Origin of the sequence: Streptomyces akebiae (genome assembly GCF_019599145.1) — a bacterium.
Lineage (GTDB): Bacteria > Actinomycetota > Actinomycetes > Streptomycetales > Streptomycetaceae > Streptomyces > Streptomyces akebiae.
Window position 1 is genome coordinate 4,530,157 of record NZ_CP080647.1, and the last position, 19,144, is coordinate 4,549,300.

Annotated in this window: 13 protein-coding genes; 7 read left to right on the forward strand and 6 right to left on the reverse strand. The window is 72.9% G+C overall.

What is annotated here, in order from left to right:
• Positions 1-514: 514 nt before the first annotated feature.
• Positions 515-4,801: a WD40 repeat domain-containing protein gene (locus tag K1J60_RS19440; protein WP_259407797.1), complete on the forward strand. Its 4,287-nt coding sequence runs from the start codon at positions 515-517 to the stop codon at positions 4,799-4,801.
• 259 nt (positions 4,802-5,060) lie between these two features.
• On the opposite strand, the gene K1J60_RS19445 is transcribed toward K1J60_RS19440, so the two are convergent.
• The gene (locus K1J60_RS19445; RefSeq protein WP_220647308.1) at positions 5,061-5,858 is read right to left on the reverse strand and encodes a TIGR03943 family putative permease subunit; all 798 of its coding nucleotides are present in this window, start codon (positions 5,856-5,858) and stop codon (positions 5,061-5,063) included.
• On the reverse strand, positions 5,855-6,838 hold the full coding sequence (locus tag K1J60_RS19450) for a permease (protein ID WP_220647309.1): 984 nt from the start codon (positions 6,836-6,838) through the stop codon (positions 5,855-5,857). Before K1J60_RS19450 ends, K1J60_RS19445 begins: the two co-directional genes overlap by 4 nt.
• Positions 6,839-7,007: 169 nt before the next feature.
• Between K1J60_RS19450 and rpmF the strand changes: the two genes are divergently transcribed.
• Positions 7,008-7,178 carry a 50S ribosomal protein L32 gene (gene rpmF / locus K1J60_RS19455; protein WP_033524576.1) on the forward strand — a complete coding sequence of 57 codons (171 nt, stop codon included), beginning with the start codon at positions 7,008-7,010 and terminating at the stop codon, positions 7,176-7,178.
• A gap of 23 nt (positions 7,179-7,201) precedes the next feature.
• Complete coding sequence (locus K1J60_RS19460; RefSeq protein ID WP_220647310.1) at positions 7,202-8,347, forward strand: GTP-binding protein; 1,146 nt, start codon at positions 7,202-7,204, stop codon at positions 8,345-8,347.
• Positions 8,348-8,549: 202 nt separating this feature from the next.
• On the opposite strand, the gene K1J60_RS19465 is transcribed toward K1J60_RS19460, so the two are convergent.
• The gene (locus K1J60_RS19465; protein WP_220651554.1) at positions 8,550-10,574 is read right to left on the reverse strand and encodes an NAD(P)-binding protein; all 2,025 of its coding nucleotides are present in this window, start codon (positions 10,572-10,574) and stop codon (positions 8,550-8,552) included.
• A 217-nt stretch (positions 10,575-10,791) separates the two neighbouring features.
• On the opposite strand from K1J60_RS19465, the gene K1J60_RS19470 reads away from it, so the two are divergent.
• Together K1J60_RS19470 and K1J60_RS19475 are read left to right on the forward strand one after the other, a co-directional pair.
• Entirely contained in the window at positions 10,792-11,490 is a 699-nt protein-coding gene (locus K1J60_RS19470; protein ID WP_220647311.1) for a hypothetical protein, read from the forward strand.
• Positions 11,491-11,821: 331 nt separating this feature from the next.
• Positions 11,822-12,451 (forward strand): sigma-70 family RNA polymerase sigma factor, encoded by a 630-nt coding sequence (locus K1J60_RS19475; RefSeq protein ID WP_220647312.1) that lies wholly within the window; start codon positions 11,822-11,824, stop codon positions 12,449-12,451.
• 281 nt (positions 12,452-12,732) lie between these two features.
• On the opposite strand, the gene K1J60_RS19480 is transcribed toward K1J60_RS19475, so the two are convergent.
• Positions 12,733-14,580 (reverse strand): S9 family peptidase, encoded by a 1,848-nt coding sequence (locus K1J60_RS19480; RefSeq protein ID WP_220647313.1) that lies wholly within the window; start codon positions 14,578-14,580, stop codon positions 12,733-12,735.
• A 121-nt stretch (positions 14,581-14,701) separates the two neighbouring features.
• Between K1J60_RS19480 and K1J60_RS19485 the strand changes: the two genes are divergently transcribed.
• Both K1J60_RS19485 and K1J60_RS19490 read left to right on the forward strand, forming a co-directional pair.
• Positions 14,702-15,187: a nuclear transport factor 2 family protein gene (locus K1J60_RS19485; RefSeq protein WP_220647314.1), complete on the forward strand. Its 486-nt coding sequence runs from the start codon at positions 14,702-14,704 to the stop codon at positions 15,185-15,187.
• A 52-nt stretch (positions 15,188-15,239) separates the two neighbouring features.
• Positions 15,240-16,112 carry an SURF1 family protein gene (locus K1J60_RS19490; protein ID WP_220647315.1) on the forward strand — a complete coding sequence of 291 codons (873 nt, stop codon included), beginning with the start codon at positions 15,240-15,242 and terminating at the stop codon, positions 16,110-16,112.
• A 111-nt stretch (positions 16,113-16,223) separates the two neighbouring features.
• On the opposite strand, the gene K1J60_RS19495 is transcribed toward K1J60_RS19490, so the two are convergent.
• The gene (locus K1J60_RS19495; protein WP_259407798.1) at positions 16,224-17,495 is read right to left on the reverse strand and encodes a hypothetical protein; all 1,272 of its coding nucleotides are present in this window, start codon (positions 17,493-17,495) and stop codon (positions 16,224-16,226) included.
• 266 nt (positions 17,496-17,761) lie between these two features.
• Positions 17,762-18,439, reverse strand: coding sequence for a SigE family RNA polymerase sigma factor (locus tag K1J60_RS19500; RefSeq protein WP_220647316.1), 678 nt, complete (start codon positions 18,437-18,439; stop codon positions 17,762-17,764).
• Positions 18,440-19,144: the final 705 nt, after the last annotated feature.

The window sequence follows — 19,144 nt, forward strand, 5'->3', positions numbered from 1 at the left end:
GGGGGTCACTCACACCAGAGTGTTCCATGGCTCCGATCAGCTGTCTTCGGCACGGGCCATGAGAGACCTCCCAGCCGGGTGGCCGGGTTCCGCGGGGGTGGGCCCGGCCACCCTGGAGCCTGTCTTCGCTTCCCGTTCGATGTGCCCGGTTCCGCGACGGCGCCCTGGGGCCGCTTCGTTCGGCACCGGTCCCTCCCCACGTGGGGACCGGTGCCGAACGGTGCGGGGGTGTCGATCCGCGCTTGGGGACGCGGATCGAGGAGGTTGTGGCTGGGGGCGTCGCTGAGGGTGGCCGGAAGCGTGCGGCATGATGGATCGGATGTGCGGGCGCTACGCCGGTGGCCCCTGCGGGCAGTGCACCGGCGTGGGCGGCTCGGGCCCGATCCTGCCATTCGGGGCTGGCGGGAGAGAAAGGCCCTGGTGTCCGGTGACGGCGTTTCCGCAGGTCAGACCAGCAAGGTGAGTTTTCCGGTCCGGATGTCCACGTAGTGGGGGAAGTTAAGGGGTAGATGCCTTGAGTCACGACTCAGAGGCACGCACGGCCTTCGCGGAACGTCTCGCGCTGTTGTACAAGGAAGCGGGCAATCCTCCCCTCAAGAGCGTCTCCGAGTCGGTCGTCCGGCTCCAGCGGGTCGATGAGCGCGGGCGCCCCGTACGGGTCTCGGCCCAGCGAATCAGTGACTGGCGACGGGCCCGGAACGTCCCCGCGCAGTTCGCCGCCCTCGCCTCCGTACTGCAGGTGCTGATCCCCGAGGCCCGGCGTGCGCGGCCCGTTCCGGTGTCCAAGGGGCTGTACGACATGGCCCAGTGGCAGCGGCTCTGGGAGCGGGCCCTGGCCGATCCCGTCGGGGAGCGCCCGGCGGACTCCGCGTCCGGCACCGCGACCGCCGCGTCCGGCGCCGGCATGGACGAGCAGCCTGCCGGCGAGGGCTCGTCCCTTCCTGGTGGTGTCTGCCCCTACCGGGGACTGGCCTCGTACCGGCAGCAGGACGCACGCTGGTTCTTCGGGCGGGAGCGGAGCACCGATGCGCTCGTCGAGCAGTTGCGCGCGGCGGGGCGCACCGGCGGCCTGGTCATGCTCGTGGGTGCCTCGGGCGCCGGAAAGTCCTCACTGCTCAATGCAGGGCTCGTGCCCGCCGTGCGCGGCGGTGCCCTGGACGACGGTGACGCCGGCCAGGTAGGCGCAGGGCTCGGGAGCGCGGGCACCGCCGGTGGGCGGAGGGTCGGCGAGGTGCTCCAGCTCGTGCCGGGTGCCGATCCGGTCGGCGAGCTGACCCGTCACATACCGGAGCTGGGGCAGGTCGTGTCCGCCGCCTACGAGCCCGGTACGCCGATGTTCGCCGAGGCGGTACGAGAGGCCGTCGCGACGTGGGCACGCCGACGCGGGACCGAGCACCATGGCGGCGACGGGAGGGGCGGCGAGGCGAGGGGCGGCAGCCAGGAGAGCGGCGGCAGCGGCGAAGCCCGGGACGGCGGCGCCCGAGGCAGCGGCAGCGGCAGCGGCAGCGAGACCAGGGGCACCCCCATCCCCATCCCCACCCCAACCCCCCTCCGCCCCGTCCTGATCGTCGACCAGTTCGAAGAGACCTTCACGCTCTCCTCCGACGAGGCGGAGCGGCGGACGTTCGTGCAGTTGCTCAGTGCGGCGTGCACGCCCGGAGAGGAGGGCGGGGCGGCGCCCCTGGTCGTGGTGCTGGGCGTGCGGGCCGACTTCTACGAGCAGTGCCTCGGCTATCCGGAGCTGGCGGACGCTCTGCAGCACCGGCACATGGTGCTGGGGCCGTTGACCACGGCGGAGCTGCGGGAGGCGGTGACCGGACCGGCCAAGGCCGTGGGGCTGGAGCTGGAACCGGGGCTGGCGGAGCTGATCGTGCGGGAGGTGAGCGCGGACGGGCCGCGCGGGGCGCACGACGCGGGCGTGCTGCCGTTGCTGTCGCACGCCCTGCTCGTGACATGGCAGCGGCGGAAGGCGGGCCGGCTGACGCTGGCCGGCTATCGGGCAGCCGGCGGTATCCAGGGCGCGGTGGCGGCCACCGCCGAGCGGGCCTGGTCGGGGCTGGACCCGGCGGCCCGTTCGGCGGCACGGCTGCTGTTGCTGCGGCTGGTCCGGCTGGGAGAGGACACCCAGGCCACCCGGCGCCGGGGCACCAGGCGGCAGCTCGCGGACGGCTCGGCGGACCCGGAGAAGACCGAGGAGTCGCTGGAGGCGATGGCCCGCGCCCGGCTGCTGACGCTGGACGCGGAGACCGTGGAGATCACCCACGAGGCGCTGCTGCACGCCTGGCCGCGCCTGCGGAGTTGGATCGACGAGGGCCGCAACGACCATCTGCTGCGGCAGCGGCTGGAGGAGGACGGCCGCGCCTGGGAGGACTCCGACCGCGATTCCTCGCTGCTCTACCGGGGTTCGCGGCTCGAACAGGCGCACACCTGGGCGAAGTCCACCAGGGAAGCCGGGGGCAGCGGGGGCAGCGGGGGCACCAAGGACCCCGGAGACGTCGGGGACACCGGGGGCGCCTTCCTGACCCGGAGCGCGGTGGAGTTCCTGGCAGCGTCGGTCCGGCTGCACCGGCGTACCGTCCGGATCCGGCGGAGTGCCGTGGCGGCGCTGGTGGCGTTCGCCCTGGTGGCCGTCGGCTCGGCGGTGGTGGCCTGGCAGCAGCGCAACGACGCGGTGTTCGAGCAGGTGGTCGCCCAGGCCGATCGGGTCCAGTACTCGGATCCGTCGCTGTCGGCCCAGCTCGACCTGGTGGCGCACGATCTCCGGCCGGACGACGAGGGCACCGACAACCGGCTCGTCTCGATCGTCAACGCGCCCCTGGCCACCCCTCTCCTCGGCCACGGCGGTGCCGTCTACCTCACCTCCTTCAGCCCCGACGGGAAGTACCTGGCCACCGCCAGCTACGACCGATCCGTACGGCTGTGGAACGTGGCGGACCCGTCCCGGCCCACGGCCCTGGGCAAGCCCCTCACCGGGCACACCAGTTGGGTGAGCAGCGCGGTCTTCGCACCGGACGGCCGTACGCTCGCCAGCGCCGGCGACGACGGCACGATCCGTATGTGGGACGTGCGGGACCCGCGTGCGCCGCGCGCGCTGGGCGCACCGCTGACCGGGCACGACGGCACGATCTTCCTGATCGCCTTCAGCCCGGACGGGAAGACGCTGGCGTCCGTGGGCGAGGACCGCACCGTACGGCTGTGGGACGTGAGCGACCCGGCGCACGCCAGGGAGCTCGGCGCGCCACTCACCGGGCACAGCGCTCCCGTACGCGCCGTCGCGTTCGGTCCGGACGGGAAGACGCTGGCGACCGGGGGCGACGACAACACGATCCGGCTGTGGGACGTGGCCGACCCGCGTGCGCCGCGCGCGCTGGGCACCGTGCTCAAGGGCCATACGAGTGTGGTGCACTCGCTGGCCTTCGGTCCCGACGGGCGGACGCTGGCCAGCGGCAGTTCGGACAACACCGTCCGGCTCTGGGACGTGGCCGATTCCCGCCGGGCGAGTGCGCTCGGGGCGCCGCTCACCGGGCACACCGGCCCCATCTGGTCCGTGGCCTTCAGCCCGGACGGCCGGACGCTCGCCGCCGCCAGCGCGGACAGCACGGCGAGTCTGTGGAACGTCGAGGACCCGGCGTATCCGTCGCAGGTCGGTGAGCCCCTGGCCGGGGCGAGCGGGGAGATGTTCGCCCTGGGGTTCAGCCCGGACGGCCGGACCCTCGCCACCGGCAGCGGTGACAGCAAGGTCCGGCTGTGGTCGTTGCCGACCTCGGACATGGCCGGCCGGAACGGGGTGTTCCGGCCGGACGGGCGGGTGCTGGCCACCGCCGGGCGCGACGGGCGGATCCGGCTGTGGAACGTGGCGGAGCCCGGCCGGCCCGTGCTGCTGGGGAAGGCGTTCACGCTCAAGGACAGCGGCAATCGCTCGCTGTCGTTCTCCCCCGACGGGCGCACCCTCTCGATCGTGGCCGGAAACCGGGCGCTGTATCTGTGGGACGTCAGCGACCCGGCACGCCCCGTCCTGCGCGGATCGCCGCTCGCGCTGCGGATCCGGTACACGGACGCGCAGGCCTACAGCCCGGACGGGCGGGTCCTGGCCACCTCCTACGGCGACCACGACGTGCGGTTGTGGGACGTCAGCGACCCGTCGCATGTCGTCCCGCTCGGCAAGCCCCTCACCGGACACAAGGGCTACATCCTCGCCCTCGTCTTCAGCCCGGACGGCCGTACGCTCGCCAGCGGCAGCGCGGACGGCACCATCCGGCTGTGGGACGTGGCGGACCCGGCCCGGTCCCGGCACGTCGACGGGCCCCTCACCGCCCACCGCGGCGCGGTCAGCGACCTCGTCTACAGTCCGGACGGCAGGACCCTGGCCAGTGGCGGTGGCGACGACATGGTCCGGCTCTGGGACGTCTCCGACCCCCGCGAGGCGACGCGCCTGGGCTCCCCGCTCGTCGGCCACACCGAGACGGTCGTCTCGCTGACCTTCAGCCCGGACGGCCGGACCCTCGCCAGCGGCGGCAACGACAGCACCGTCCACCTCTGGGACGTCTCCCGCCCCGCCGACGCCTCTCCCATCGGCCGGGCGATGAGCCCCAACGCCAAGACGGGCCAGTTCCTGTCCTTCAGCCCGGACAGCGACATGCTCGGGGTCTCCAGCGGCGCCGACACCGTACGGCTGTGGAATCTCGACGTCGACGACGCCGTACGGCACATCTGCTCGTCGACGCGCGGGGTGCTCACGCGGGAGAAGTGGGACGAGTACCTGCCACGGCTGTCCTACGAGCCACCGTGCGAGGACGCCTGACAAGCCTCTGATCAGCGCGTTCACGTCTTCTCACCGGTCCCGTCCGGCCTGTCGGGCGGGGTCGGGGGCGGGCCGGACGGGGCCGCGGGTTCGCGTGATCCCGATCACAACTTGTCAACGCTATCGACCAGTCGGCTCCCGTCCCGCGAACAGCCTTGTTAGCCTTGGCCATAGCCCGGTCGCTGGTGCATCCCCCGTCGCCAGCGACCGGGCCCTTTCATGCCCTCCGGGCCTCCCCCCGCTCCCCCACACACACGCCTCAGCCGTTCCAGGCCTCGTCGTACGGGTCCCGCGGTGCCTTCGCCGGCTTGGTCGTGGTGACCCGGAGGTAGGGGACGGCGGTGCCGTTGAGGGGATCCTCGGTCCGCTTCGGCGTGTAGGTGCCGGTGACCTCGATCCAGGTGTCCGGCTGGAGCACGGCGGGGAGGTCGCCGGTGAGGGCGATCTTGACGGGCTGGGCGTCCGCGGCACAGCAGTTGAGGGCCATGCGGACCAGATACGGCGTGCCGGAGTCGTCGAAGGCGAGGAAGCCCGTGACCTTCAGCGGCCGGCCCGCGAGAGCGCGCCCCTCGTCGTAGACCGCGCGGCCCGCGTAGTCGGCGACGCTCAGGCGGAGGGTGCCGTCGGCGGGGAGGGCGGGATAGCCCCAGGGCTGCTCCTGGAGGGCCGTGCCGGTGCGCATCGCGGTGTAGGAACCGGCGGCCGGCGGGGCCACCAGGACGAGGGCGAGCAGCGGGAGGACGAGAAGCCAGGAGACCCGGGGTTCGCGGTGGGCGTGCGGCTCGTCAGGGGCGGCGTGCGCCTCGCCGTGGGCGGCATCCGGGTCGTCCTGCGTGGACCGTTCGTCGTTCTGCGTGGATCGTTCGTCGTCCTGGTGTCGCGCCCGGCGTTCGTACCGGAGCGTGGCCACGGCGGTGGCTATGAGGACGATGCCCGCGCCGATGAGGAGGGGGCGCAGGCCGGCCTTGACGTAGCGGAGGTAGAGGTCGGTGAAGCCGGCGTGGAGCAGGGCTCCGCCGGTGAGGAAGAGGACGACGGTCTGTGCCTGACGGTTCACAGCAGCACCGCCCCGACGAGGGCCGACACGAGGATCGCGAGGGCGAAGGTGACGGGGGCGAAGCGGAGCGCGAAGGCACGGCCGAAGGTGGCGGTCTGCATGGCGAAGAGTTTCAGGTCGATCATCGGGCCGACGACCAGGAAGGCCAGCCGGGAGGTCAGGGAGAACTGGGTCAGGGAGGCCGCGACGAACGCGTCCGCCTCCGAGCAGATCGACAGCAGTACGGCCAGGACGGCGAGGGCGAGGATCGCGATCGCCGGGTTGTCCGCGGCGGCGTTCAGCCAGCTCGCCGGGACGACGGCCTTGAGCGTGGCCGCCGCCATCGCGCCGACGACCAGGAATCCGCCCGCGTGCATCACGTCGTGTCGCACCGAGCCCCAGAAGGCCGCGCCCCTGCCCCGGCCCTCGTAGGACGGCCGCTCCGGAGGGCGCATCCACTCGCCGCGGCCGAGCCCTTGCCACAGCCAGCCCATCGCGCAGGCCACCAGCAGGCTCGCCACCAACCTGGCCAGCACCATCTCGGGGTTCCCCGGGAAGGCCACGGCGGTCGCGGTCAGCACGATCGGGTTGATCGCGGGGGCGGAGAGAAGGAAGGCGAGCGCCGCCGCGGGCGTCACACCCCGGCGTACGAGGGCGCCCGCGACCGGCACCGAGGCGCACTCGCAGCCCGGCAGCACCACACCGGCCACGCCCGCCGCCGGTACCGCGAGGGCGGGCCGCTTCGGCAGCGCGCGGACGAAGAACGACGCGGGCACGAACACCGCGATCGCCGCCGACAACAGCACCCCGATGACCAGGAACGGCAGGGCCTGCACGACCACCGCGACGAACACGGTCATCCAGCTCTGGGTCACGGGCGCGGACAGCAGGCCCCGCAGCGGGCCCTGCGCCACCACCGCGAGGACCAGCAGCATGGTGAGCAGGAGGGGTGGGTCGAGATGCCGACCTCGGCGGGGGACTTCTTCCTTGGTTGTGGCCACGGGGGACGGTACCTCCGTAGGGAACGGCTGCGCTGAGCGGGCCTGTTCGACCCTTTCCTCCCATACGGCGCCCGGCCCGGGGTTGCTCACGGCCCCCGGAACCCTTTTTTAGTAATGGGATCCATTTTCATGTAGCGTTCCGGTCCATCACCCTGTGGAGGAGGACCCCATGGCCGTACCCAAGCGGAAGATGTCCCGCAGCAACACCCGGCACCGTCGCGCCCAGTGGAAGGCGAGCACGCCCCAGCTGGTGCCGTTCACGGTCGACGGCACCACGCACCTCGTACCGCAGCGGCTGCTGAAGGCGTACGAGCGCGGGCTGATCCACCCCGAGGGCTGAGGAGGGGGACAGGGAGCGCGACCATGACGAACCGACGGCTGCCCGTCACCGTCCTGTCCGGGTTCCTCGGCGCGGGCAAGACCACCCTGCTCAACCATGTGCTCGGCAACCGCGAGGGGCTCCGCGTCGCGGTCATCGTCAACGACATGAGCGAGGTCAACATCGACGCCGCGCTCGTGCGCGGGGGCGAGGCGGCGCTGTCCCGCACCGAGGAGCGGCTCGTCGAGATGACCAACGGGTGCATCTGCTGCACCCTGCGCGACGATCTGCTGGAGGAGGTCGACCGCCTCGCGCGGGAGGGGCGTTTCGACTACCTGCTGATCGAGAGCTCCGGGATCTCGGAGCCGATGCCCGTCGCCGCGACCTTCGCCTTCGCGCGCGACGACGGGGCCACGCTCGGCGATCTCGCCCGCCTCGACACCATGGTGACGGTCGTCGACGCGGTGAACTTCCTGCCGGAGCTCGCGGGCGGGGACGAGCTGGTCGCGCGAGGGCTCGACCAGTACGAGGACGACGAGCGCACCGTGAGCGATCTGCTGATGGACCAGGTGGAGTTCGCCGACGTGATCGTGCTGAACAAGCTCGACCTCGTGGACACGGCGACCGCCGAACGGCTCGCGGCGACCCTGGCACGGCTCAATCCCGCGGCGCGGATCGTGCCGGTCAGCCATGGGCGGGTCCGGGTCGAGGACGTGCTCGGCACGGAGGCGTTCGATCTCGAACGGGCCCAGCAGGCACCGGGGTGGGTGCGGGAGCTGAACGGGGAGCACGTGCCGGAGACCGAGGAGTACGGCATCTCGTCGACCGTGTTCCGCTCCGAACGGCCCTTCCATCCCGGGCGGTTGTGGGACTTCGTGACCGAGGGCCTCGACAGTGGTGCCTTCGGGCAGGTGTTGCGGTCCAAGGGGTTCTTCACGCTCGCCGGGAGGCCGGGGGTCATCGGGCTGTGGTCCCAGGCCGGGTCGGTGGCGCGCTTCGAACCGACCGCCGCGCAGGACGAAGAGGCCCCGTTCGCACAGGAGTTGGTGTTCATCGGGACGGGGTTGCGGGAAGACGCGCTGCGGGCGGCTCTGGCCGGATGTCTGGTGACGGAGGACGAGGTTCTGCGTGAGGTGGCCCTCGACGATCCGTTCCCGGCGTGGGATGTGCACGGGGTCGTCTGCGGGTGAGTGGGGGGTGAGTTGCGGGTGAGTGGGGGATGAGTGGGATCTCGCGCGGTTCCCCGCGCCCCTGGGAAGCAGGGGCCGCGCCCCGCGCTTCCCAGGGACGCGCGACCGTGGTCTTCCCGGCCCGCAGGGACTGGGCCCTCAGGGACTGGGCCCTCAGGGACTGGGCCCGCAGGGGCTGAACCCTCAGAGACTGGACCCTCAGCTACGCTCCCGCCCCCGCCCGCCTCCCCAGCAGCTCCGCCAGCCCCCGTCTCGTCGCCGCCAGCACCACACGGTCCTCGGCCCGGAGGACGTACGTGGGCGGCAGGTCCCAGATCAGCCCCGAACCCGGCGGCGGCCCGGCGGGCCGCTCCGGACCCGGCTCCCCGGACGCCGCCGTGTCGAGGGCCAGCACTCGCCACGCCCCCGCCTGGAACGCCTCGGCGACGGTCCGGCCCTCCAGGCGCCGGTGACCGCGGACTTCGACGGCGGCGAAGAGGAGCACCCGGCGCTCGACGGGGATCGCGCCCAGGATCTGGCGCCCCATCATCGCGCCGGCGAACGCGGGCGCGGCGAGGTGGGTGACGCTGCGGCTGCGCGTCAGGGCGCCCGGGTGGGCGGCGCGGAGGGTGCGGTAGACGGCGGTGGCGAAGTCGTCGTCGTAGAGGCGCAGGACGACGCGCAGGTCGGGGCGTAACGAACGGGCGTACAGGCCGGCTTCGAGGTTCGTCGTGTCGGAACTGGTGACGGCGAGCAGGGCGTGGGCGCGGTGGATCTTGGCGGCCTCCAGGACGCCCTCCTGGGTCACGTCGCCCAGGATGACCGGCACCCGCAGCCGACGGGCCTCGGCGAGGCCGCGCGCCTCGGGGTCCTCCTCGACACAGACGACCGGGATGTGGAGGTCCCGCAGGCGGGCGAGCACGCGGGTGCCGATCTTGCCGAGGCCGAGGAGGACGACGTGTCCGGACAGACCGCGCGGCGGCTTGCGCAGGGCGGTCCCGCTGCGGAACGTGCCGAGCGCCTCCAGGACGGCGGCCAGGAGCACGGGCAGGAGGAGTAAACCCATGAGGCCGGAGAGAAGTTGGAGGATCTGCCGGGAGTCGCTCTGGTCGGTCGCGGGGTCGGCGATTCCGAAGAGGTCGAGGAGGGTCGCGTACGTCGCCTGGAGCGGATGCTCCCCGGTGATCACCATCTGCGCGACGGCGAGGGCGAACACGCACCCGATCATCCCCGCGAGGGACCACCGCAGCCGCCGCGAGAGCAGCGAGCCGAAGGCCCCGAGCGGACCGCCGCCGGACCGGCCGGGCGGCAGCGCGGTTCCCGTGTAGCGCACGGTGTCGAGGACGACGGTGCCGCGCCCGGTGGCCGCCGCCACCGCCCTTTCGTCGGGCAGGAGTTGGGGACCGCGTTCCCCGCTGCCCTCGGAACCCTCGGTTCCGGCGGGGTCGTTGGTGGTGGCCGACAGCAGCGCGAGGGTGCAGAGGCCTCCCGGCCCCTGACCTCCCGGGCTCTGGCCGCCCGCCCCCTGGCTCGCCCGGCCCGGCGGGCGTTCCACGGCCCTGAGCATCAGTCCGTCCGTCTGGACGACCTTGCTGGTTCCGGCCACGGCGGTCGCGGCCAGTGCGGGCGCGGCCGTGTCGGCGTCGGACAGGACCGTCGTCGAGGCGCCGAAACCGTCGACTCCGTCGGCGGTGCCGCCGGTCGCCAACGCCGATGCCTGGTCGAGCAGTTCCTCGATGTGCTGGCCCAACCGACGGTTGTAGAGCCGCAGGACGAGCCGCAGACGCGGGTTGAGGCGGCGGGCGGTGAGGGCCGCACGGATGTTGGTCTCGTCGTCGTCGTACACCAGGGCCAGCGCGGCGGCCCGCTCGACCCCGGCCTCGGCGAGCACCGCCTCGGTGGCCTCCCCCGCCTCCAGGACCCGCTCACCGCCGTCCCGGGGGCTGTTCCTGCCCTCGCCCCGGTCGCCCCGTTCCCTCCGGTCGCCTCGCTCGCCGGCCGCGCGGCCGGTCCCCTCTCCGGTCCCGGCGCTCCGGTCACCGGTGGTCGGATCGCCGTTGCCCGCCGCCCTGTTGACGACCGCCGTCACCCGGTCGAGGAGCGCGGCGGCGGTGCGGGCGCGTCCGACGACCGGCCGCCGCGCGATCCGCGCGGTGGGCGGCACGACGAGGGTCACCTGCTCCCGGTACACGGTCCGCAGTTCGGCGGCGAGCCGGTGCGCCAGTCCGTCGTCCCCGCAGACGACCATGTGCGCGCCCGGGTCCGCCGGACCAGACTGTCGGCCCGGACCGGTACGGCTGTTGTGCTGCGAAGGGCTCCCCACGAGGCAGAAGACTGCCGCATACGGGCGGCCGGTTCCTCAGTGATCCGGATCACAGTTGCCGGTGTGAGTGCGACGGCGGGTGGAAATCCGTACTCAAGAGGGACGGGGTGACGGCGGTGTCCGAATGCGAGGATGGGGCGCCATGACCGCAGGGTGGGGTACGCGCACGACACGCGCCGCGATGTTCGCGGCCGTCTGTGTGCTGCTCGCCGCCCTGGGCCACGTGATGATGTCCGGTGGTCATGTCCCCTGGTGGGCCCTGGCGGTCGGGGCCGCCGCGACCGGTGCGGCCGGCTGGTGCCTGGCCGGACGTGAGCGCGGCCTCCCGCTGATCACTTCCGTGGTGGTCGCCGCGCAGACGGCCCTCCACGGGGGCTTCGAGCTGGCACAGCCGTCGGGCTCCGCGGGCGCGGGCGCCATGGACGGGGCTGCGAACGGCGCTGCGAACAGCACTGCGAACGGCGCCATGGACATGGGCTCCGCCCACATGAATCACACCGTCCACATGGGCCCGACCGGTCACATGGACCATGTGGACCCCACCGGTTACCTCCTGGACGGCGCGTACGCGTCCTCGTCCGGCATGTTCGCCGCGCATCTGCTGGCCGCGCTGCTGTGCGGTCTGTGGCTGGCGCACGGCGAGCGCGCCGCCTTCACACTGCTGCGGGCGGTGGCCGGCTGGCTGGCCGCACCGCTGCGGCTGTCGCTCGCGCTGCCGGTCGCGGCGGAGCGGCCGCGCCCCCGGGTACGGCGCGGCCGTACGGACCGCTCACCGCGTCGGCTCCTTCTCGTCCATGCGATCACCTCTCGGGGTCCGCCCGCCGGGACCGCTGTCAGCTGACGACAGCCGGTGACCCGGGGCAGCCACCACGGCTCGCTCCCCGGGCTTCGGCCGTACGCCGCCCACACCGCGTGCCGTACGGCCGGCTTCCCTCCCAACCGGACCACCGGACCACCGGACCACCGGACCACCGGACGCGTTCCCACGCGCCACGCACGTCCGCACGCACGCACCTGCCCTCCTGCCTGCCCGCCCCCGCCCTCCGGGCGCCTCCAAGCAGGGCGGCCGTAGGCAGGGCGGCCGTGCGGAGCGTGGCTGTGCGGCCATGTGGCTCTCACGTGCCCGTGTCGGCGGATGGCCCCGGTCCCGGACGACCCGAGAAGGACATCAGGTGATCACCCTTACTCCCCCGCCCGCGTCGATCCCGCGAGCCTCCCGGTCCACGACCGACGAGTCCATAACCGCCTGGGCGCTCGCCGCGCGCGGTGGGGACCCGGAGGCCGTCGAACGGTTCGTCGGCGCACTCCACCACGACGTCCAGCGGTTCGTCGCCCACCTCTGCGCGGACCCGCAGGCGGTGGACGACCTCGCGCAGGACACGTTCCTGCGGGCGCTCGGCAGCCTGCACCGGTTCGAGGGCCGCTGCTCCGCCCGTACGTGGCTGCTGTCCATCGCCCGCCGAGCGGTGACCGACAGTTTCCGGTACGCGGCGGCCCGGCCCCGGCTGTCCGACGTACCGGACTGGCGGCTGGCCGTCGAGCACGCCCAGCCGCGCGGACTGCCCGGCTTCGACGACGGCATCGCGCTGGCCGATCTGCTGGGCGCGCTGCCCGAGGAACGGCGCGAGGCGTTCGTCCTCACGCAGATGCTGGGCCTCTCCTACGAGGACGCGGCGGAACTGACCGGATGCCCCGTCGGGACGGTGCGGTCGCGGGTGGCACGGGCACGGACCACACTCGTGCGCTTGCTGGCGGCGGCGGAGGGGGCGCGGGAGGAGGAGGGCGCGCTGGTGGCGGCCTGAGGCGTCCGAGACCGGCGGTCGGCGGTCGGCTGCCGGCGGTCGGCGGTCGGCGGTCGGCTGCCGGCGGTCGGCTGCCGACGGTCGGCAGCCGGCTGCCTGCTGCCGGCTGCCGACTGCCGGCTGCCGGCTGCCGGGCATGGACGGCCCCCGCGTGCCGTTCACGGGTGGCTTTCCACGCCCGGCCCGGCGGTCACGGCCGTCTGCCACGAGTGGCAGAGGGGGACGTAGCCGAGGTCGCGGCGCCCCGCGGAGTGCTCCCCCCGACCGCCGATCTCCAGGGACTACGCGGGTGACGACCGCTGGGCGCGCTCCCTCAGATGGCGTTCCGCGAAGTCGAGTTCCAGGCGGAGTTGTTTGATGCGTTCGTCGACGACCAGGGAGCCGTGACCGGCGTCGTAGCGGTACACCTCGTGGACGGCGCCCCGGCCGGCCAGACGGTCGACGTAGTTGTCGATCTGGTGGATGGGGCAGCGGGGGTCGTTGACGCCGGCGGAGATGTAGACAGGGGCTTTCACCGCGTCGACGTAGGTCAGGGGCGACGAGGCCTCGAAGCGCTCGGGGACCTCCTCCGGCGTGCCGCCGAGGAGCGTGCGGTCCATGGCCTTCAGCGCCTCCATCTCGTCGTGGTACGCGGTGACGTAGTCCGCGACGGGAACGGCGGCGATGCCGAGCGCCCAGACGTCCGGCTCGACGCCGAGACCGAGGAGGGTGAGGTAGCCGCCCCAGGAGCCGCCCGTGAGGATGAGGCGGTCGGGATCCGCGAAGCCGGAACCCACCGCCCACTCCCGGACCGCCGCGATGTCCTCCAGCTCGATCAGACCGACCCGGTGCTTGAGGGCGTCGGTCCAGGCACGGCCGTAACCGGTGGAGCCGCGGTAGTTGACGCGGATCACGGCGTACCCGTGGTCCAGCCAGGCGGCCGGCCCGGCGGCGAAGGAGTCGCTGTCGTGCCAGGTCGGGCCGCCGTGGATGTCGAAGACCGTGGGGTACGGGCCGGACACGCCCGCCGGGCGCTGGACGAGGGCGTGCACACGGCCGCCGGGGCTGTCCACCCAGACGTCCTCCACCGCCACCGAGCCGGGCGATTTCATGCCCGGCGGGTCCAGCACGACCTCGCCCGTCGTGGAGCGCACGACCGGCGGTTCCGCGGCCGAGGACCACAGGTACTCGACGCTGCCGTCGGGGCGGGTCGTGGCTCCCGACACGGTGCCCCTCGGGGTCTCCACGCGGTCCAGGGCGCGGGTCGCCAGGTCGTAGCGGTACAGCCCGCTGCGGGCCTCGAAGCTGTGGGCGACCAGCAGCGCGGAGCCGTCCGGATACCACTCGGCGCTCAGGTCGCCCTCCAGCCGGTCGGCCAGTCCGAGGTCGGTCTCCTCGCCGGAGACGGCGTCCCAGAGGAGCGGCTCCCAACGTCCGCCCCGCTGGTGGCCGATGAGCAGCCGGGTGTCGCCGTCGACAGGTGCGAAACCCAACACGTCCAGGCCCAGCTCGACCGTGCCGCCCTTGGTGTCGTCGAGCTCGGCGACCGTCGTGCCGTCCGGCCGGACCACGCGCACGGCCGCGTGCATCGCGTCGCCGTGCTCGGTGTGCTCGATCGCGATCAGCGAGCCGTCGTGGGAGAGGTCGCCGACTCCGGCCGACTCACGGTGGCGGTAGATCTCGACGGGGGCCTCGCCCTGCCGGGACACATGGATCGTGGAGCCGTCCTCGTCGGTGGAGCGGCCGACGACCGCCGTACGGCCGTCACGGCCGAGGGCCAGGCCCGCCGGGTAGGACGGTTCCAGGCCCGGGGCGCCCTCCTCGTCCGGGCCGCCGTGGAAGGGCTGGCGCCGCCAGACGCCGAACTCGTCCCCGTCCTTGTCGTCGAACCACCAGATCCACTCGCCGTCCGGCGAGAGCACACCGTCCGTGGTGCCGTTGGCCCGGTTCGTGACCTGGCGCTGCTCGCCGGTGGCGCGGTCCCACGCGTACAGCTCGTACGTGCCCGTGGCGTTGGAGACGAACAGCGAGCGGTGCGGCGCGTCCTCCGCCCAGTCCGGCAGGGACACCCTCGGTGCCCGGAACCTCTTCTCCCAGTCGGGCATAAACCCGCTCTGCTGCTGCGGGGTGGACCCGTTGCTCTCAGTCATGGCCCCATATTGCCCGGCCCGCACGACAAAGTGCCGACGAGGTCCCCAGCCTGTGGATAACTTCGGCCGTCGCGGGCCGGCGGCCGGGCCGATTGTCAGTGGCCGGGTGCAGACTCGCCGCATGACCTCGACGACACCAGGGACAGAACCGAGCACGACTCCCACGACCGATCTCCGCGGCACCGATCTCCGCAGCGCTGATCTCCGCAGCGCTGATCTCCGCGACACCGATCTCCGCAGCACCGTCGAGCGTTTCTGGGCCACCGCCGAGGAGCGGGACTGGACGGCGTTCGCCGAGACGCTGGCCGAGGACGTCGTGTACGAACTGCCGCAGACGAGGGAGCGGATCCGCGGCCGGGAGCGGTATGTGGAGTTCAACCGGGAGTACCCGGGCGACTGGCACGCCCGGGTGGAGCGGATCGTCGCCGAGCCGGGACAGCGGGAGCAGGCGGTGAGCCGGACGCATGTCACGGTCGGGTCGGAGGAGATGTACGCGATCACCTTCTTCACGGGGGACGAGGACGGCCGGATAGTCGCGATCACGGACTTCTGGCCCGAGCCGTACGAGCCGCCTGCCGGGCGTGAGCACCTCGTCGAGCGGTACTGAGGGGGCGACCCCGGAGCCGGGGACCCCGCGCGGGCACCGTACGGTGGAAGGCGTGTACCGGTTCCTGCTGACGCCCCGATGGTGGGGGATCAACGTCTTCGTGCTGCTCGCCATCCCGTTCTGCGTGTTCATGGGTTCGTGGCAGCTGAGCCGGTTCGAGGACCGGATGCAGGACCATCGCGCGGCGACCGAGCGGATCGACCCGGCGGACCGGGCCCCGGCGCGCCCACTGGACCGGCTGCTGCCGGTGGACAAGGAGACCTCGGGCGAACTGGCCACCGTGAGCGGGCGGTACGGCGAGCAACTCCTCGTGCCCGACCGTGAGGTGGACGGCAGGACCGGCTTCTACGTGCTGACGCTGCTGCGCACCGACGAGGGCAAGGCCCTGCCGGTCGTACGGGGCTGGCTGCCCGGCACCGCGGACGCCGACCGCGCCCCGGCGGCTCCCTCCGGCGAGGTCACCGTCACCGGCTCGCTGCAGGCATCCGAGACTCCGGGGTCGAACGGCGTGCCCGTCCAGGGCGGGCTGCCGGCCGGGCAGACCTCGGCGATCAGCGCGGCGACGCTGGTGAACCTCGTGCCGGACGACCTGTACGACGCCTGGATCACCCTGGACAAGGGCGACTCGGGCATGAAGGCCGTCCCCGCGACCGCGCCGCAGAACACCGGGCTCGACCTCAAGGCCTTCCAGAACCTCGGCTACACCGGCGAGTGGTTCGTCTTCGCCGGCTTCGTCGTCTTCATGTGGTTCCGCCTGCTCCGCCGCGAGGTCGAGTTCATCCGCGACGCGGAACTGGGGCTGCTGCCCGACACCGTCGAACCGGACCGAGACGGCTCCGGCACTGCGGCACGGGGCGGCGACGAGCCCGACGGCGGCGACCGCGCCACCGAGAGCCGCTCCCGCGAAGCCGAGCCGGCCCCGTAGGACGGAGGACGCAAGCCGACCCCGTAGGACGGAGGACCGGCGGGACTCGCGGCAGGACGTGGGACGGCGGCACTCGCGCGACCGCGGGGGAACCGCTGACCGCGGCTCCCGTCAGGTGGCCGCCAGCAGGCCCGTCCGGTAGACCACGCCCGCGCAGGCGTTGGTGATGGCTGTCGAGAAGCCGGCGACGCCGCCCTCGGCGGTGTGGGAGACGAGGACACTGCCGTCGACGACGCCGTCCTCGGTGACGAGCTGGGTGGAGACGGAGTTGGAGCCGTCGGTGGTGGTGCCGGGGGTCGCCTCCCCCGTGGGTGTCGGGTCCGCTGACGGATCCGTACCGCCGGTGCCGCCGCCGGTCGTCCCGCCGGTGGTCTGGCAGGGCTCGGACGGCACCCAGGCGAACCGCACCTCGTAGGCCGCTCCGGGCGCCAGCACCAGCTGTGTCAGGGACAGCGCCGGGTCGGGCAGTCCGGCCGCCGCGTCACCGGCGACATGGGTCGCCACGGTGATCTTCGACCCGTCCGCGGCACCCTGCGGGGTGGCACTCACCGCTCCCGCGCCGGTGACCGTACAGCTCGTGCCGGAGATGTTGGAGACGCGGAACGAGCCGTAGACGGCTCCGCCGGAGTCCGGTGCGCCCACGCTCCCGCCACCGCCGAGCTGATCCGCCGTGCACAACGTGGAGGGAGCGGCCGTCGGGGTCGCCTGGGTGCCGCCCGTGGAGCCGGTGCTCTGGCCCTTGCCCGTGTCGCCCTTGTGCTTGTCCTTGTTCTTGTCGGACCCCTTGGACCCGCCGGAGGAGCCCCCCGGCGAACCGTTCCCGCCGGTCTGGCCCTTGGACTGGCCCTCGGTCTCCGGCTTGTGCGAGCCGTTGCCCATGATGGAGGGGTTGACGTCGGAGCCGGTGGAGTTGGAGACGTGCACGAGGGCCGGGATCGCCGTGCCGATGAAGAGCGCGGCGGCGGCCATGCCGACGACGGCCTGGCGCTTGCGGGTCCGCCGCGCCGGTACCGCTCGCCGCAGGTGCTCCAGGGTGCCGTCCCTGGGCTCGATCTCCGACACCGCCTGGTGCAGCAGATTGCGCAGCACCAGCTCGTCGGGCTCGAACCCGCCGATGCCCTTCGCCCCGGAGCCGTTCAACCCGGAGCCGTTCAGCCCGGAGCCGGCGGCCGCGGAGCCCTTCAGTGCCGAGCCCTTCAGTGCCGAGCCGTTCGGTGCCGAGGAACTCGTGCCCGCGTCGTCCGCGGCCGCGTCGTCCGTACCCGGGTCGGCCGAATTCAGGCCGGCGGACCGCGAGTCGTCCTCACGCGAGTCGTGCGGAGCGTGGCCTTCGAGATCCTGGCCCTCGGGGTGGGGGCCTTGTTCTTCGGGGCCGTGATTCACAGTTCCGTTCCCAGCGTGCGATTGCGTTTCTTCGTGCTCCTCGAGCCCGCGCCCCCCGACGCGCTCGTTCCGCCCGCGCTGCTCCGCGCGTTCGTTCCCGCGCTGCTCCGCGCGTTCGTCCTCGTCCCGGCGCCCCCAGGAGGCGCGCCTCCGGGCACCGAGCTCGTCCCGACCGTCGTGCCTGTCGGGACCGTCGTGCCTGTCGGGACCGTCGTGCCTGTCGGGACCGTCGTGCCTGTCGGGACCGTCGTGCTTGCCGTGCGTGCTCATGCGGGCGCCTCCATGGCGACGCGCAGTGCCGCGATGCCCCGCGAGCCGTACGCCTTCACCGAACCCAGCGATATGCCGAGCGTCTCAGCGACCTGGGCCTCGGTCATGTCGGCGAAGTAGCGCAGCACGAGGACCTCGCGCTGCCGCCGCTGGAGCCCCTTCATCGCCTTGATGAGGGAGTCACGCTCCAGCTGGTCGTAGGCGCCCTCCTCCGCGCTCGCCATGTCGGGCATCGGCTTCGACAGCAGCTTCAGGCCGAGGATGCGGCGGCGCAGGGCGGAGCGCGAGAGGTTCACGACCGTCTGGCGCAGATAGGCGAGCGTCTTCTCCGGGTCGCGAACTCGCTTGCGCGCCGAGTGCACGCGGATGAACGCCTCCTGGACGACGTCCTCGCAGGAGGCGGTGTCGTCGAGGAGGAGCGCCGCGAGGCCCAGCAGCGACCGGTAGTGCGCGCGGTAGGTCTCGGTCAGGTGGTCGACCGTCGTACCGGAGGCCGGCACCGTCGACGTGTCGTCCGCGCCGTCGCGCTGGCTGGGTATGCGGGTCGGCCGCGCCGCGGGCATCGGCGCGATCACCGGCATGCCGCCGGCCGAACCGGGCACGCGGGGACGGCGGGGTGGACGAAGGGCGGTGCCCCTCGTCTGTACCGCGGTGAAATCGAGAACCTCTGCCACGCCTGTTGGACCCGCATCCCCCCGTCGGGGTTGTACGGAACAGGCATCACTTTTGCGTCAGACCGCACATGTGTCCGTACGGCATGTGCGCTGTTCGGTACGGCGGTCCTGTCCCCCGGCACGCAGCGCGCAGCCATCGGTACGACCCACCGAACACCGGACAGCGCGTCGAACGCCCTCATGCGTACCAGCTCTTCCCCTATGCCCCAAGTGTTGGCGCCCAGCCCCGCCGAAGGGCGCCCAGTAAAGACGCTCCCCGTCCGCCGCGCGGTTGCGGCGGACGGGGAGGAAAATCCTCGATCACCGGGAGGCCTGAATCAACCCGGAAATCCGGCGACGGTCCGGCCGGAAATCCTCCGCCCGTGGCACCGCCGACTCGAAGAACTTACACGCCACCACCGACAGGGGCCGACGCCGCGGTCCGGGAGGCCTGTAGGGCGGCGGGTGCGGGCTCGTCGGCGGGACCGGATCGCTGGGGGCTCCTCGCTCGGCTCCCCGCGCCCCGGAAGAGCAGGGGCCCCGCCCCACGCCGTGCGAGCCCGCGGGCCTGGTCTTTCAGGGGCGAGGGGAGCCGCGCGAGCAACCACGAACGCCCGGCGGTCGCCCGAGAACCGTCACCCCCCGAGCGACCAGGCGCCCCGGGCACCCCAGGCGCATAAGGCATCTCAGGCGCATCAGGCACCCCAGCTACCCCAGCCACCCCAG

Coding starts and splice junctions, on each gene's coding strand:
- K1J60_RS19465 (WP_220651554.1), bottom strand. CDS start 10,574: ATGGTCGTCTGCGGGGACGACGGACTGGCGCACCGGCTCGCCGCCGAA.
- K1J60_RS19485 (WP_220647314.1), top strand. CDS start 14,702: ATGACCTCGACGACACCAGGGACAGAACCGAGCACGACTCCCACGACC.
- rpmF (WP_033524576.1), top strand. CDS start 7,008: ATGGCCGTACCCAAGCGGAAGATGTCCCGCAGCAACACCCGGCACCGT.
- K1J60_RS19480 (WP_220647313.1), bottom strand. CDS start 14,580: ATGACTGAGAGCAACGGGTCCACCCCGCAGCAGCAGAGCGGGTTTATG.
- K1J60_RS19470 (WP_220647311.1), top strand. CDS start 10,792: ATGACCGCAGGGTGGGGTACGCGCACGACACGCGCCGCGATGTTCGCG.
- K1J60_RS19460 (WP_220647310.1), top strand. CDS start 7,202: ATGACGAACCGACGGCTGCCCGTCACCGTCCTGTCCGGGTTCCTCGGC.